At 38.9% G+C, this 14,312-nt stretch carries 17 protein-coding genes; 2 read left to right on the forward strand and 15 right to left on the reverse strand.

Features of this window, described 5'->3' with window-relative positions; translation table 11 throughout:
* Positions 1-4 precede the first annotated feature (4 nt).
* The 3 genes from ACZ5Q7_RS01015 to ACZ5Q7_RS01025 form a co-directional block, all read right to left on the reverse strand.
* On the reverse strand, positions 5-1,585 hold the full coding sequence (locus ACZ5Q7_RS01015) for an L-lactate permease (protein ID WP_343751380.1): 1,581 nt from the start codon (positions 1,583-1,585) through the stop codon (positions 5-7).
* Positions 1,586-1,927: 342 nt separating this feature from the next.
* Positions 1,928-3,382 carry a group II intron reverse transcriptase/maturase gene (ltrA, locus tag ACZ5Q7_RS01020; protein ID WP_464432992.1) on the reverse strand — a complete coding sequence of 485 codons (1,455 nt, stop codon included), beginning with the start codon at positions 3,380-3,382 and terminating at the stop codon, positions 1,928-1,930.
* 420 nt (positions 3,383-3,802) lie between these two features.
* A complete protein-coding gene (locus ACZ5Q7_RS01025; protein ID WP_343752468.1) occupies positions 3,803-4,720 on the reverse strand; it encodes a YitT family protein in 918 nt (305 codons plus the stop codon).
* A 336-nt stretch (positions 4,721-5,056) separates the two neighbouring features.
* Here ACZ5Q7_RS01025 and ACZ5Q7_RS01030 point away from each other — a divergent pair, with 336 nt between their 5' ends.
* Positions 5,057-6,076 (forward strand): DUF3231 family protein, encoded by a 1,020-nt coding sequence (locus tag ACZ5Q7_RS01030; protein WP_343752470.1) that lies wholly within the window; start codon positions 5,057-5,059, stop codon positions 6,074-6,076.
* Positions 6,077-6,198: 122 nt separating this feature from the next.
* Here ACZ5Q7_RS01030 and ACZ5Q7_RS01035 read toward each other — a convergent pair whose 3' ends face one another.
* From ACZ5Q7_RS01035 to ACZ5Q7_RS01045, 3 genes are all read right to left on the reverse strand, one after another.
* A complete protein-coding gene (locus ACZ5Q7_RS01035) occupies positions 6,199-6,996 on the reverse strand; it encodes a VLRF1 family aeRF1-type release factor (protein WP_343752467.1) in 798 nt (265 codons plus the stop codon).
* A 329-nt stretch (positions 6,997-7,325) separates the two neighbouring features.
* Positions 7,326-7,850 (reverse strand): hypothetical protein, encoded by a 525-nt coding sequence (locus tag ACZ5Q7_RS01040; RefSeq protein WP_464432993.1) that lies wholly within the window; start codon positions 7,848-7,850, stop codon positions 7,326-7,328.
* 29 nt (positions 7,851-7,879) lie between these two features.
* The gene (locus ACZ5Q7_RS01045) at positions 7,880-8,164 is read right to left on the reverse strand and encodes a hypothetical protein (RefSeq protein ID WP_343752464.1); all 285 of its coding nucleotides are present in this window, start codon (positions 8,162-8,164) and stop codon (positions 7,880-7,882) included.
* 210 nt (positions 8,165-8,374) lie between these two features.
* Here ACZ5Q7_RS01045 and ACZ5Q7_RS01050 point away from each other — a divergent pair, with 210 nt between their 5' ends.
* Positions 8,375-8,746 carry a winged helix-turn-helix transcriptional regulator gene (locus ACZ5Q7_RS01050; RefSeq protein WP_343752463.1) on the forward strand — a complete coding sequence of 124 codons (372 nt, stop codon included), beginning with the start codon at positions 8,375-8,377 and terminating at the stop codon, positions 8,744-8,746.
* Positions 8,747-8,934: 188 nt separating this feature from the next.
* Here ACZ5Q7_RS01050 and ACZ5Q7_RS01055 read toward each other — a convergent pair whose 3' ends face one another.
* The 9 genes from ACZ5Q7_RS01055 to ACZ5Q7_RS01095 form a co-directional block, all read right to left on the reverse strand.
* A complete protein-coding gene (locus tag ACZ5Q7_RS01055; RefSeq protein ID WP_343752462.1) occupies positions 8,935-9,282 on the reverse strand; it encodes a hypothetical protein in 348 nt (115 codons plus the stop codon).
* A gap of 345 nt (positions 9,283-9,627) precedes the next feature.
* Entirely contained in the window at positions 9,628-9,942 is a 315-nt protein-coding gene (locus ACZ5Q7_RS01060; RefSeq protein WP_343752461.1) for a phosphatase, read from the reverse strand.
* A 77-nt stretch (positions 9,943-10,019) separates the two neighbouring features.
* Entirely contained in the window at positions 10,020-10,169 is a 150-nt protein-coding gene (locus ACZ5Q7_RS01065) for a hypothetical protein (protein ID WP_343752460.1), read from the reverse strand.
* Between the two features lie 37 nt (positions 10,170-10,206).
* Entirely contained in the window at positions 10,207-10,668 is a 462-nt protein-coding gene (locus ACZ5Q7_RS01070; RefSeq protein ID WP_343752459.1) for a hypothetical protein, read from the reverse strand.
* A gap of 164 nt (positions 10,669-10,832) precedes the next feature.
* Positions 10,833-11,423: a hypothetical protein gene (locus tag ACZ5Q7_RS01075; protein ID WP_343752458.1), complete on the reverse strand. Its 591-nt coding sequence runs from the start codon at positions 11,421-11,423 to the stop codon at positions 10,833-10,835.
* 335 nt (positions 11,424-11,758) lie between these two features.
* On the reverse strand, positions 11,759-12,079 hold the full coding sequence (locus tag ACZ5Q7_RS01080) for a YbjQ family protein (RefSeq protein ID WP_343752457.1): 321 nt from the start codon (positions 12,077-12,079) through the stop codon (positions 11,759-11,761).
* A 358-nt stretch (positions 12,080-12,437) separates the two neighbouring features.
* Positions 12,438-13,076, reverse strand: coding sequence for a DUF4064 domain-containing protein (locus ACZ5Q7_RS01085; protein ID WP_343752456.1), 639 nt, complete (start codon positions 13,074-13,076; stop codon positions 12,438-12,440).
* On the reverse strand, positions 13,069-13,398 hold the full coding sequence (locus tag ACZ5Q7_RS01090; protein ID WP_343752455.1) for a PadR family transcriptional regulator: 330 nt from the start codon (positions 13,396-13,398) through the stop codon (positions 13,069-13,071). The genes ACZ5Q7_RS01085 and ACZ5Q7_RS01090 overlap by 8 nt, the downstream gene beginning before the upstream one ends.
* Positions 13,399-13,662: 264 nt before the next feature.
* On the reverse strand, positions 13,663-14,301 hold the full coding sequence (locus ACZ5Q7_RS01095) for a lysozyme inhibitor LprI family protein (RefSeq protein ID WP_343752454.1): 639 nt from the start codon (positions 14,299-14,301) through the stop codon (positions 13,663-13,665).
* Positions 14,302-14,312: the final 11 nt, after the last annotated feature.

Genomic DNA, 14,312 nt, shown 5'->3' on the forward strand with positions numbered 1-14,312 from the left:
GGATCTAACCCAGTTGCATGATGATAAATCCTGACAATCCGACCAGCAAACCATACAAAACAGCTGGAATCAGCGTTTTTCGAATAATGTCTCCTTCTTTGCCGGATATCCCCACGGCACCACTTGCTGCGACGACGTTATGAACACAAATCATATTACCAGCACCTGAGCCGATTAACTGTGCCGCTAAAACCGTGTTAACATCAAATCCTGTCTGCATGGCAACATTGTACTGTATTGGACTGAACGTTAAGGTTGAAACGGTGGCACTCCCTGTAATAAAAGCGCCTAGTTCACCCAAAAAAGGTGCAACAAAAAGCCAAACAGGCCCTAAAGATGTCGCTAATGATTCAGCGATATGCTGTGGCATGCTTGCAAAATCCTTCACGTTCATTCCTGAGTTCACAAATACCTGAACCATAATCAATGTTGCCCCCAAGGAGATCGCTGTCATCTTCATGGACGATAATGATTCCCGCGATGCGCTTGTAAATGGTTTAATTGACTTGCACTGAATGGCAATCGCACTTATCGCAGCAAGAACCAGGACGGTACCAGGTGAATACAAAAACTCCCAGTCAGACGTAATACCTTCCACCCCTAAAATATTGGACCACGAAAAGTCAATCGCTGAAGTGGTGAACGTTTGAAGCCAAGGGACAATCCGTGTAAGCAGAAGCAAGACAACAACAATTATGTAAGGTGACCAAGCCGTTATAAGACCTAAATTGGATGTTTCATCAGCCACTTGAAAATCATCCCTTAACGCTGCCTTCCATTCTGTCTTTGGCAATAACAAGCCTTTGTTAGCGGTATATGCAGCAACAATCAGACCGGTCAGTGAAGCCAAAATCGATACAAATTCATGGCCAAATAATGACGCATACAATAAAGCTGATCCTGTGTATACAATCCCAATCAATAAGGTCCAGGGCAACAGAGCAAATGAATCCCTTATTCCCTTACCAAAGAAACTGGTCAATATAACGATCAAAATAAATGGAATAAATGTTCCTGCTAGCAAATCCATCGTTGTAACTGAAACGGCAATGTCCTGAAAAAACCCTTCTCCCGCTATCGGGTTATTACTCAAACCAATGGCAATCGGAGTGCCAACAGCCCCAAACGCAACCGCTGTACTATCGGCAATTAGAGCAATCGTTACGGCGGCCAAAGGACTGAACCCTAATGCAAATAATAATGGCCCCGTTACCATAGCAGGAGCACCAAAACCTGCCGCCCCCTCAATCAGGGATCCAAACAAAAATGCCACGATAATAACTTGTACTCGCATATCACCGGAAATACTTTGGAAACCTTGATTAATTCGATCGACTGCCCCAGTGTTATTGAGCGTTTTTAATAAAACCAACGCACCAAACAATATCCATAGTATGGTTAATGCTTTATGGACGCCTTGTAATGTTGAGGCAGCAATAACATTGGCTTCCATTCCCCAAACGGTGAATCCTAATATGATAAGAATCACAGCACTGATACTCATTCCTTTAGCTGCAGGCATTCGTAAAATGACCAAAAAAAGAAATGGAAAGATGATGGCACTTAAAGCAATAAGTAAATACATCTTATGAACCCCTCTCGTTTTCTAAATTCTTAGCTACGGATATAAATCGCTTACAAAGTTATATAGTAATAAGGTCATCAGATGACCTGATTATAAAATACTACACGTTTTAACATTCTTCAATACATTCATAGAATTCAAACGATGACAATGTCACATTCACTTATCATTGATCAAAAAAATACTAAAGCAGGAGGCCCGAGCTGCCTTCCTGATTTAGTATTCAAACTTCTTAATTGGGTCAAGTAGGAGTGAACCTCTCAGCCTAACGGCTGATTGTGTATCACTCCCCTCTCAGAACCATGCGAGCGGTTTTCCCGCACACGGCTCCACCTATCATCTTCACAGAATGTAACTAATATGATCTCTAAGTTGGTATATATTCACTTTCACAGTTGGTCTTGGAAGTGGAAATTTCTTTAGAAATAAAACGAATTTCTCCCATGTAAAAGACTTCTTCTGGCTTCTTCGATTGAGCCATTTAAAGAGTAACGTTCTTATATTGTCACGAAACAAATCAACCGTTGGCGAATTGTCTGTAATACAATAATAATTATAGTATCCTATAAGTGACTTTCGAATTCTATCCATGATAAATTCGGCACCTTCGGTTCTGTTTTCTTTTAGCCATTTCTTAGTTTGACGCAACTTCGCTCTCATCTTCTTGTTGTCAGTTTTCCGTTTAACTCTGAACGTGCCTTTCTGACTTTGGCTGCAGTAATGCGTGAAACCCAGAAAATTAAACGTCGGGGGTTTCCTATTTCCATTCCGCCTACTGTTCTTTTCCGCAAATCTGCCAAAGGGAATAATGTTCGTCTTGTCCTCTGCAACTTCAAGGTTAAATTTCGCCAATCTCTGTTTGAGGCCTTCAAAGAACTTATACGCGTCCTGCTGATATTGAAAACAGCACACAAAATCGTCCGCATAGCGGACGAGGTACGCTTGTCCTTTACATTCTTTACGTACTTTACGCTCAAACCATAAGTCCAGGACATAATGGAGATAAACATTTGCCAGAATAGGCGAGACAACACCACCCTGTGGTGTGCCAAACTCCTCCTTATATCGCTTGGTTTCCTCCATGTATCCGGCCTTTAAGAATCTGGCTACGAGCCTCAGTATACTGGGATCTTTAATTCGATGTTCCAGAAATGCCAGCATCCAATCATGATCCACATTGTCAAAGAATCCTTTAATATCTACATCTACAATGTAGTTCGTGTACCTCTGTTCAATGTAGACATTAAGAATCTTCAAGGCATCATGACAATTTCTTTTGGGTCTAAAGCCAAAGGAGCAGTCGAGGAAATCATTTTCATAGATTGTGTTAAGAATTTTAGCCAACCCCCGCTGCACGATTTTATCCTCGTGCTCCGGTATCCCCAATGGGCGTTTCTTCCTTGAACCAGCTTTATCAATATAGGTTCGTCTGACCGGTTGGGGGCGATAGCTTTTCTTCTTCATTCTATGAACGAGGTTCTCGACATTATCATTCAATTCTTCACCGTAGTCTTCCTTTGTAACCCCCATAATACCTGCAGCTTTATTGCCGGGTAATTCATAGTGGCATTGCTTTAAAGACTCCTCATCCAACAAATGCGCCAGTGATGTGAATTGCATCCTGGGGTGAGATCTAGCTAATTCCGCTATTCTCGATAGTTTTGTTTCCATTATAATTCCACCTCTGTGTGTAGATAATGTGTCCCTAATAAGAAATGATAGGGGGCTTACCTTTCCTCCACCGGAATTACCCGGCTTCAACGGTACTATGTAGCCCTCCGACTTCCTATCAGACATTTGGTTTCCTCACTTTGTATCGCTTGTACGCCATACTCCCTGCTTCCGCAGGAAGACCCGATAGGACCTCCCGGGTTGCCGTAACATATCCATGTCTAGCGTGCCGTGGTCACCGACCCCGGAAAGGTCTTAATAAGCTCGCCTATTTCACTTATCAAGATGTTGCATTCTGGACTGGCAAAACCATCTGCCCTTTCATTGAGTATTTCGGGGCTCAATCCCTTCAACCGTCGTTTACGGCCCACTAGCTAACAGTTTACGCTTAATGATGGAAGTTACCTTCCATCATCCAAAACTTGCTACGAGCGAGTGGCTAACTCTTACTCGGCGGGCATCCCACCCACTATATGTTACGACCTAAGCCCGGTCGCTCTGCCAGGCACATACACATGAATGGTTTGTGTGCCTGGCAATGGCATTTCATTGGTTTTTTCCATCAATATTCCATAGATTTTTGTGTTCATCCAGCGAATATCCTTGAACGGACACCTCGTGGACGTCATTTACTGCTATAAATGCACTTGGGTCGATATGATTAACCGTATTTTTCAGTCGAAATATTTCATTGCGGTTCACTACACAGTACAAGATCTCTTTATGATCTCCTGTGTAACCTCCTATGCCTTTCCACAGTGTTACACCCCGGTTCATGTCATAGGCGAGATTACTTGCGATAACATCGTTTTTCTCAGAGATAATCGTTGCACCTTTTGCAGTATAGGCGCCTTGCTGGATAATATCTATGACACGGGAAGCAATAAATACGCTGACAATTGTGTACATCGCTTCACGGTAATTGAGATAAACGAGCGATGACGAGATAACCATAAAATCAATAACGAACAAAGTTTTCCCCATACTCCAACCAAAAAACTTATTCCCAATTCTCGCTGCGATGTCCGTGCCTCCCGTGGTTCCACCATACCGAAAAATAACTCCTACACCAACCCCTTTAAACACTGCCGCAAACAGGGCGGCAAGGATCATATCATCTTTCAGCATAATATCAAACATAAAATAGTGCCGGAAAAACGAAAGAAAAAAGGAAAAGGAAGCTGTTCCAATAATTGTATAGATAAGCATATGATGTCCCAAGAGTCGCCATCCAATTAAAAACAGGGGAACGTTAATCAAAATATTGCTCAGGCCCGGATCTATGTTAAACAGGGCAAATAAAATCAGAGTTAGGCCTGTTAGACCCCCTTCGGAAAGATCATTTTGAATATTCAAATTGACAACGCCAAAAGCATAAATAGCGGAACCTGCCAAAATGAAAAAGATATTTTTAAATTTGATGGAAGATAAAATGGTTTTAACCAGGTTACAATTACGATTCATAATATTGTTTGTACCCTCGCCTTAGTTGTTTTTTATATTTGCCTTTACTTTTTACATTACAACTTTTCGGCTCCTTTCAGACGTCATCGTTACAAATGGTACTGATATGTCTTATTTTATCAGATGATGCACCAATTTTGTTGTGCGATTTTATTGAATAGGGACAGATGTCACAATAAGAATCAAATACAAGTATTAATAAAACGGCGAATTTAGGTCATGCTAAGGGACAATGAGCGTGATGGAGGAATATAACATGTCCGAAAGTCATCGGAACTTGGGACGTTATGGCTTACTTACCCCACATGTTCTCAAGGAGGTTGCATAATGAATAAGGTGAATGAAAGGAATATCCCCCTAACATCCGCAGAAATTGGTTCTCTTTGGAATGGGTATATGAATGACAGCATGTCAAAGTGTATTTTGGGTTTTATGTTGATGCACATTCAAGATGAAGATATAAAATCCGTTGTACAATATGCTTATGATATATCATCGAACCATATGGACACATTAACAGCGATTTTTGAAAGTGAACAATTCGCCATTCCAAATGGGTTTAGCGAAGAACAAGATGTGAATATGAATGCACCATGGCTTTTTTCAGACACATTTTGTTTGATGTATGTAAATCATATGGCAAAGACAGGAATGTTAATATACAGCGGTTTGGTTTCAATGAGTTACCGGGATGATGTATGTAACTACTTTGTACAGGCGTTAAATGAAACCAGTAACCTTTATAAACAATCACTCGAAACGGGTCTTTCCAAGGGAGTCATTGCCAAACACCCGTATACTAACATTCCCAAAGAAACGGACTATGTTGACAGTAAAAATTATTTAAGCGGCTTAAACCCTTTCAGTAATAAACGACCATTAAATGTTGTTGAAATTTCCCATTTGTATCAGAACATCTTAACGAATTCAATAGGCATGCACTTATGCATTGCATTTGCTCAAACGTCCCCATCTGAGGATGTACAGAACTACATGCTGCGTGGAAAAAATATCTCAAAGAAACATATGAAAATTTTCACGGATACACTTTTGAAAGATGATATTGAATCTGGACAGACAAATGTAGGTACAAGTAACTCCACAACTCAAACCTTTTCAGATAAATTAGTGATGTATCACATGGATTTGCTCATATCCGCGGGAATGGGGAATTATTCTACGTCAGCATCGACAAGCCAACGAAGTGACTTAATGATTAATTATGAGCGATTGGCATTTGAAGTAGCTCGGCTTGCCAAAAGTGGAGCAGATATCATGATTAAACACAATTGGCTGGAACAACCACCTGGAACAAAGGATCCTAAACGATTAGCAAAGAACAAACCAAAAGGATAGCCGTGGATCAGTTGCTACAGAAATTTTCCCGTCATACAACGAGACAGCCCTCGTAAGAGCTGTCTTGTTTTTTTCTTAAACAGGTTTAGCGTTCCATTAAGGTTGTATATACTGAACTGTTCTTATTCCTCCGCAAAAACATCAGTTAAGATTTGGCTCGGGTTTTGATCCAACAAATTTCGCGGAATCATTTTATTGATTTCCCAATCAAAGTAATCTTTTAGTCGCTCAATCTCCTCTTTTTCACCAACCAGTTGAAGCTGTTCCCATCCTTGTTGTTTACCTTTTTTCTGTATCGTCTCAGCCAGGCTCTTGAACCAGCGCTGCTGATGGGCTTCAACACGCTCCTGATATTCATCCTTTTTGGCACCGCCCTGGGTCCAGTCACTTCCTTGTGGGCCCTGATGCTGCCGCCATTCGTCCGTATTCATATCCAGTTTATAATAGGTGGTGTCTAGCACCATATCGATTTCTGTTTCAATCAGCTGTGCCCGGTCCTGTTGAATAACGAGGACCCCTGAATGCGGATAATCGGAAACAAGATTTTGTAATTGTTCCGTGTGAGGCTGGTTGTCCCAATGATATTCGGTTGTAACAGGAACATCAAGCGCCTCGGAAAACCACAAGTCTTCATCCGACGTTGCAAATAAAATAAGACTGCGTTTTAGTTCATTTTCTTTGCCATATACGTCATTTTCGACTTTTTCGCGTATTGATTTAGCTTGGTTTTTTTCTTCATGCGAATCACTGTCTTTTGTCCGGTCAGCTAAGTCATTCAAAGCTTTTTTCAATTGTATTTTCCATTTATCTCCCTGTTGGTCAGGATCTCGAGGGTCAGTGTTCAGATATAAGGTGAACACTTTTTTCGGTTCGTCATACGTCGTGTTTTTCAATTGTTTCAAATAATCTTTTATCAGCATGCTATCTTCCTTTCTATCTGTTAATTGTCTCTAATGTGTAACACGTTCTTTATAAAATGTGGTTCAAGCCGCCACCAATTTGGAAAGAAGTACCGAGCAACCACAGGATAAATAAACCAACTAATTTTAGCCAAAGCATCTTCACATCACACCTTAATTGTTGTTATGATGCACAGTTCCTCCATTCCCTTGCATGTTTTAATTAAAACACAAGCGTTCATTCCATATAATTGGCCTGATTATGACGACCAAATGGTAATTTTACTTTATGACGATAGAAGTCTTTGAATATGTGCATGTTTTCAACTGCTTTCCGTTTCATTGCGTGATTAATAACTAACGCCGGTTATTTTCCACTGATTATCATAGGTGAATTCAATCTTTATGGTGTAAGTTCCATATAAATCGGTTTGATTCGTCTGGCTGATTTCCACTTTTTCAGTATTCTTCCGTATCATTTCATAGTCCTCTTGTTCATGAAACCATGGTGGTGTTTCCGTCGGTTTCACGTAAAGTCCGTCCGTTTGTTCATAGAAATAATAATCCACATATTTTGAGGCTACTTTCCTAGTCGATACTGTTTCAAAAGCCTTTTTAAATTCGTCCAACGTATCATACTTTACAACTTTATTGGTCTCATCAATCTTCGGTACGAGCAAATCCCGGAATCGCCCAGTCAATGCAACGATGCGTTCATGTGTCAAAGACTTGTCCACATTAGCATTGGTGGTGCGATTTTCCTTTTCAGCTGACGTTGGATGATGGACAGCTCCCTGCATCAGCATTAATGTAAGTATAATAGCTAGTCCGGTACTGATTCGTATAAATTGAAAGTAATTACGATTTCGCATCATAATCCTCCTGTCTATGTGATTTTTAAGAGTCATGAACTTACATGGTGTATAGCCTGTAAGTAATCCTTATAAAATCTTTTTATACTAAATTCTGACCACCCTTCTCGCTCAAGTTGTTCTTTAAAGTAACTCCTATCAATCTGAATAAAATCCATCTGAAAAATGTAATCTGGAACAGAATATGTTTCTCCTGACTGCCATTCACATAATAAAAACATAACGTCCTGAGTATTATCCCAACGGGCCCCATATCCTAAAAGCTTATAGAGCAATTGACTTTTATAGTTGTAAAAGATTTTAGTTTTGATATTCAACTAACCTCCCCTTGGTTTGCATTACCGCCATTCAACAAAATAAAGGATAAGAAAAAACTTAGATAAGCCCTGTTATTTTGAAAAGCATGATATGATTAAATATATGTTTTTTAATACTATAATAAGTATAATTATATTAAAATTCCTTTAGCAAGTAGGCACTTTAAAGTATTATAGTTACTAAAAAGATACTATTGGGAGGCAAAATAAATGGAAATTAGAATTAAATACAATCATCCCATTGAGGTAACTTTAGATGTTGTATGTGGAAAATGGAAAGGGGTGATTTTGTGTCTACTAATGGATCAGACGCTACGTTTCGGGGAATTGAAGAAGGAAATTCCTGCAATCACACAAAAAATGCTTACCCAACAACTTCGAGAACTGGAAGAAGATCAATTGGTAAACCGTGTAGCTTACAATGAAATTCCACCGAGAGTTGAATATTCGTTGACAGCCTATGGCGAAGATCTTAAACCAGCATTAGAAATGCTTAAAGAATGGGGAAACAACCACATTAATGTGGTCGCTGAATCAAAATTAGAGCAAAAACTAGGAGACCTACAAGAAGCGGATGATTAAAAACGCTCTTTCTAATAAACTATTAATCTGTTCAGATAGTCATTGGACTGCCTGACCTATTTTCATTGATTTTATGCTTGAGGAGCCGGGAGAGGATGGTAGCGCCCATGGGAATCGAGCCCGTTCGCAATACTCTCTCCCTTCCTTATAGATACATGTTCGAAGCCGGAACAGTATACATTAACATTCTAAAAACTGGAACCAGCCTGGTCAAACCCAACCGTTTGAGCAACGACATTGAGGATTTCTCCCCACAGAGCAAGATAGGCTTTTTGAGCTTCAAGCGGAAAAGACGTAACCGGTTCTCCTGTATGCTGAATTAAGGACTCAAACGTTTCACCGTCCGCTTCCCTAACGTTTATATGAAATTGTACGCTATCTTCAACCCAGTCTGTGTGATTCCGGTATATATCCAAAAGCATATCCTCATTTGCGAAATCCTGAGGCAACTGTCCTTCATCTTGCCATTTATCCATCCAGCGGGCCAATTCATGACGAGGCCGTCTTTGTTCTTCTTTTACAATAGTCGATATCATCAATTCCTGGAATCAATCTTCCAATTCAAGCTCATCGGCCGTCTCCTTCATTTTTTCTTTATAAATCTCCCATCTTTTCTCTTTCCTTTTACGAAACATAGATTCATCCCCTTCAGTTATATTTCCTTATATGGCTCTTTTGTCTTCTTCTCTGGAATATAAGATCCATTCCACATTTTAGCTGCTTGCCTTTTTCCTTCGTATTTCCAATAATAAAGTTCATTGATTTATTGCTTAGTACCAATTATTCCAAAATAAGTCATTCCATTCAATGATGTCACAAAATTAAGGCACCCAACTAATTCAAGACAGGAGCCCTTTCCTTGTGATTATTCCTCTTCATTCTCACCTTTTCATTTCTTTATTTTTTTCTGCCTCAAACTCTCTATTCCTTTTATTAATCTCTTTCTTTTGTTTTTGCCACCATTTAGTACCCGGAATGATAAGAATTATACCTATTACCCCTAACACAATGGCTATGACTATCGGGATAATACCCATTTCTCTCAGGGCAGTTCCAAAAACTCCGTATCTTCCATCCCAACCTTGGCCGTCAGTACCTACTAACGTTTGAGAATAAACGGATGCAGCTATTAAAGCCGCACCATAAATAATGGCACCCGATAAAAACAAAATCAGTCCTATGTTTGTATTTTTCATTCTCATCGCCTCCCCAACTTTTATGCGACAATATGGTTCTTCGATACTGACGCAATCAGGTAATCAGGTCCGTGAAGTTAAGATTTTTTGTTGTCTATCAATGTCCCCACTATTAACCCTAATAAAATATTGGTTATTATGATAGGATTTATAGGATGAAGTGCATTCATCAGAATAAAGGTTAAAACACCTGCGATAATAGCGAATAAAAAAGCATTATAAGACATAATCTTCCTCCTGCATAAACCTGCTTAGCCATTCCTGTTAATTTTCAACCATATCCATCAAATTCAATACGTGTTCTTTCACTTTTTCTTTCTCTTCCTTAGTCATATCATCTAATTTGAAATGTTCTATATTTTTATCTGGAATCAGGATTGTTGACGGTTTATGTATTACCTTCTTAAGATCGTCACCATCTTCTGCTTTGGTATTGTAAGATTTATTATAATTTGAGTGAATTATTTCCGTCCTTATGTAATTTCTTTCGGTATCATAATAATCTTCAACCGCTTTAATATCGGTTTTTATATCATTTGTACTTTCTTCAATATTGGTTATTGAATTCACCTTCTTGTAACCAGTTGTTTCAGAAAAACCCTCAGCATTCTGTTCTGATGTCTCTGTAACAAAGACCTCTATGTGTTGAGTTTTTTCAGCATGACTGCATGAACTCAAAACACAAACAGTTAATATAAATAAATGTAAGGTCAAAATTTTTTTCAAATCGAACTCCCCTAAATACCCAGTGCTGCAACGAAGTTTATTCTGAAATGCGCCCGTTTAATGAATGAACCAGTTATGTATAGTCATGATGTCTAAACAAGCGATTCAGGTACAGTGTTTATTCAACAACTGCCCCGTTTGATGAAGAAATATCGTATAAACGTTCATTTTATAGGTTTAGCTTTAAACAAATAAACAACATCATATTTTTTCATTTCACTAGAGTCTTTGTAAAAGTTTGATTGAAAGGACATTGACGTATTTTCGCTTTTGGACATAACAATCCCTGCCAATACTGCTTCTTCGTCTTCTATAGGTATATCATTTTCTTGAAAGCTTGCCACAGTCCCCTTTTTATTATTTACGTCATTATCCGAGACAATCGTCGACCCTGTATTACCGCCACTGCTGATGCCAATATTAAAAGTAGGGTGATTTACCTCATCACTATCTTTCTGAGACGCAATAATAATCGTCCCCTTACCATCACTAACCTCTAATGATAACTGGTTTAATGTATCATCGACCAGTTCTCCTTTTTTGTATTTCTCTATCTTCACTGACATTTCATTGTATTTGTTGTCTATATTGAAATTAAAGACAAATGAATCATCTGAAGTTGTATGAAGAATCGCGTTTTCCATTTTTGATAAATCGGTACTTGAAATAGTATTCGTATCGCTGTTGCTATCACAAGCACTTAATACAAAAGCAAATAAAGTGATTAATATTAAAGTGCTGAACCTTCTTTTCAATTCATTTTCCTCCTTTTTATAGCTATTTTGGATTTTCCTGTCATAGTCTCCCTTCTCGATCATTGCTTTATGATTCTCTAACTATATAGAACAAAATGGACTCATGGTGCCTGGCAGTGGCATTCCCAATGGAAAATGGGTGTTAAAGACTGAATTATTAATTAAAGTGACCGAATCATTAATTAAAGCGACCGAATTATGGTTTAAAGTGACCGGAATAATTCCAAAACCGACTGAATAAATTACTGAATCCGCTGAATGATTCAGCGATGGGGACTATCTCCAGGGCCTCGATTGCCCATAAGTCAGAAAATACTTAGTCGTTGTTTGGTGATTTAATTTTCTTTAATAGTGACCGCCGTTCCATAAGCCAAAAGCTCTGCTGCCCCGCTCGAAATTTGAGACGTTTCAAAGCGAACATTAACTACGGCATCGGCTTCTTGACTTTCGGCATCTTCAACCATTCGTTGCATTGCTCTTTGGCGGGAATCCGTCATTAATTCCGTATATTCTGTCATTTCGCCCCCTACGACATTTCTAAAGCTGGAAACAAGGTCCTTCCCAACATTCTTGGCACGTACGACATTTCCTTTGGCGATACCCTTAACTTCCGTGATTTCACAACCCGGTATGGACTCAGTATTTACTAAGATCATCTTGATTTTCTCTCCTTTTTTCCTGAATTCGATCTCGCAAAACACCAATAAAAATTAACAGAAAACCTATAACGCCAATCACAATCGAGCTTATAAAAAGAATAAGACTAACCCTTATATTGATTATAAAAAAAGATATTGCGTTTGATAAAACAAACAATAAGATCGCTGTTGGTAATAAAAGAACGCCAAACCGTATCATAATTTCTCCTTAATTTGATTAAACTTTTTCTAAAATTCCCAACCAAAAAAGGCCCATCCAATAAACCCAATAACAGCAGCAACAGCTATAATTGTCTTGAGTATTGGACCTCCTCCGAAACGCATCATTAAACCCTCCAATCCATAATGTCCAACCCTACTTAACTGCCACTGGCTCCAAATCCTTTGATTTTCGCACAAGTGCTATAATGCCACCGATCAATAAAAAGATGGCGCCAAAAAATGTAGCTTGCGAAACAACAAAACTCAAAACGGCTGCGATAATCAACAACCAGCCTCCCAGTTTCGGCTTTTTGTTCCCCTTTAGGAATACGATTGAAATAATAGCAAGAATAATACCAATCACGGAGGCTATAAGCAACATCATACCCGCATGGCCTAATGTATCCAAAGATTCATTGATTTGAGCCGAACTTAATGATGTACCTGCTTGCATAGCGTCAGCCATTCGTTGACGAATTTGATGATTGCTTTCAGGGTAAATCAACAAAAAGCCAAAAATCCCAGTGATAACATCAATGATCAGACCGATAACACTTAATACGATTTCCGCTGTACGCTTGATGTTAACCATCTTTCCTGTGTATTCAGGTTTTAGTGATTGCGCTACCATTTTGGGATCTCCCAGTTCTTTAGTAACTTGATGGTCACTTTTTCCTTCACTATAAGCCATGTGAAAGTGTTCTTCAAAATCTCTTACAATATCTTGGTATTCTGTGTATGGAATATCATCTAAGTACCTTTCTAACTCTTGAAAAAATTCATTTTTAGTCATTTTGTCTTTCCTCACCTTTGCCGACGATCTTTTCAACACTTTGAACAAGTAGCTCCCATTCATTTTTTAAATCGCGGGCGTATTGATCCCCTTTTTTTGTCAGCTTATAATACTTTCTTGACGGCCCCTGTTCTGACTCCACTAAATAGGTTGTCAAGTAACCATCCTTTTTCAACCTACGAAGAATAGGATACAGAGTCCCTTCAGATATGGGAAGGTTGGATCCAATTTGTTTAATCAGATCGTAGCCATACTGGTCTACAGTTTGAAGCAAATTTAAAACACAAAGTGTCAATACACCTTTTTTAAACTGTGGGTTCATCGTGTTATCAACTCATTTAGTATTTAATATTTAGTACTGTACATTGTATAATAGCTATTGATACTTTTCAAGAGCCATATTTTATTCAACAATGTGGCCCAAGAAACCATATCGACAGTCATTGGTTTTTAAAGGTCTTTATTTCTTTTTCAAAACTGTCGATTTGTTGTCTCTCTGTTCCGTTGTCACGGACGTTTGATGTTTGTGATGATGAGAGATGGCTTTTAATCAATTCGATCCGCTGTATTAAATGCTCAATGCTTCTTATTTCATATAATCTTCAACTAATTCAAAACATCTGTCTTTTGTGATATTGGCTTGCACGGTTACATATTCCAATTGTTCCTGTGTACCGCCTTCGTATTTTAACGACGCTTCTTTAGCCTGCTCATTTCTATTGGAAATCCATTCGCGCTGTTCTTGTCTTAATTGGTCCATCTGTTCGGTGGACAGTTGTTTTTCTAACGTGTCGTAAATGTCATTCAGATGGTCGTCCCAGGCGTCAGATCTGTTTCCTGCGACTGCTTTCAGGGCGTATGTCGAATTGTCTTCCAAATTGTTTTGCTGTTTTTTCATTTCGTTTTCTGTTTCATTTAATTGCTTAAGGTATGCTTGTTTCTTTCCTTTTGTGTTATTGGCGGATGTGCCTTTTTCCTCATCTGGTTTATTGTTTGACTCGTTGCTGTTGGTATCATTGGTATTCGTATCGGTGTCATTATCGTTTACGGCATTTTTAACGGCATTTGTCTTGGATTGGTCGTCGCTGGCCTTTTGAGTTGAATGCTGGTTTTCTGACTGAGCGTCTTCCGCGTCATTTGATGCGTCAGATGAGTTGCCACAAGCGGTGGATAAAACCAATACGGCTGCTAAAATCATGAATACAAGTAGATGATTGTTTTTCATTTGTTTAAAAC

The organism is Lentibacillus halophilus, from assembly GCF_055395055.1.

Excerpts from the sequence above, each read along its gene's own strand:
- ACZ5Q7_RS01015 (WP_343751380.1), bottom strand. The coding sequence starts at position 1,585 with ATGTATTTACTTATTGCTTTAAGTGCCATCATCTTTCCATTTCTTTTT.
- ACZ5Q7_RS01095 (WP_343752454.1), bottom strand. The coding sequence starts at position 14,301 with ATGAAAAACAATCATCTACTTGTATTCATGATTTTAGCAGCCGTATTG.
- ACZ5Q7_RS01055 (WP_343752462.1), bottom strand. The coding sequence starts at position 9,282 with ATGATATCGACTATTGTAAAAGAAGAACAAAGACGGCCTCGTCATGAA.
- ACZ5Q7_RS01060 (WP_343752461.1), bottom strand. The coding sequence starts at position 9,942 with ATGAAAAATACAAACATAGGACTGATTTTGTTTTTATCGGGTGCCATT.
- ACZ5Q7_RS01035 (WP_343752467.1), bottom strand. The coding sequence starts at position 6,996 with ATGCTGATAAAAGATTATTTGAAACAATTGAAAAACACGACGTATGAC.
- ACZ5Q7_RS01025 (WP_343752468.1), bottom strand. The coding sequence starts at position 4,720 with ATGAATCGTAATTGTAACCTGGTTAAAACCATTTTATCTTCCATCAAA.
- ACZ5Q7_RS01080 (WP_343752457.1), bottom strand. The coding sequence starts at position 12,079 with ATGATCTTAGTAAATACTGAGTCCATACCGGGTTGTGAAATCACGGAA.
- ACZ5Q7_RS01065 (WP_343752460.1), bottom strand. The coding sequence starts at position 10,169 with ATGTCTTATAATGCTTTTTTATTCGCTATTATCGCAGGTGTTTTAACC.
- ltrA (WP_464432992.1), bottom strand. The coding sequence starts at position 3,382 with ATGTCTGATAGGAAGTCGGAGGGCTACATAGTACCGTTGAAGCCGGGT.
- ACZ5Q7_RS01090 (WP_343752455.1), bottom strand. The coding sequence starts at position 13,398 with ATGAACCCACAGTTTAAAAAAGGTGTATTGACACTTTGTGTTTTAAAT.
- ACZ5Q7_RS01085 (WP_343752456.1), bottom strand. The coding sequence starts at position 13,076 with ATGACTAAAAATGAATTTTTTCAAGAGTTAGAAAGGTACTTAGATGAT.
- ACZ5Q7_RS01050 (WP_343752463.1), top strand. The coding sequence starts at position 8,375 with ATGGAAATTAGAATTAAATACAATCATCCCATTGAGGTAACTTTAGAT.
- ACZ5Q7_RS01040 (WP_464432993.1), bottom strand. The coding sequence starts at position 7,850 with ATGATGCGAAATCGTAATTACTTTCAATTTATACGAATCAGTACCGGA.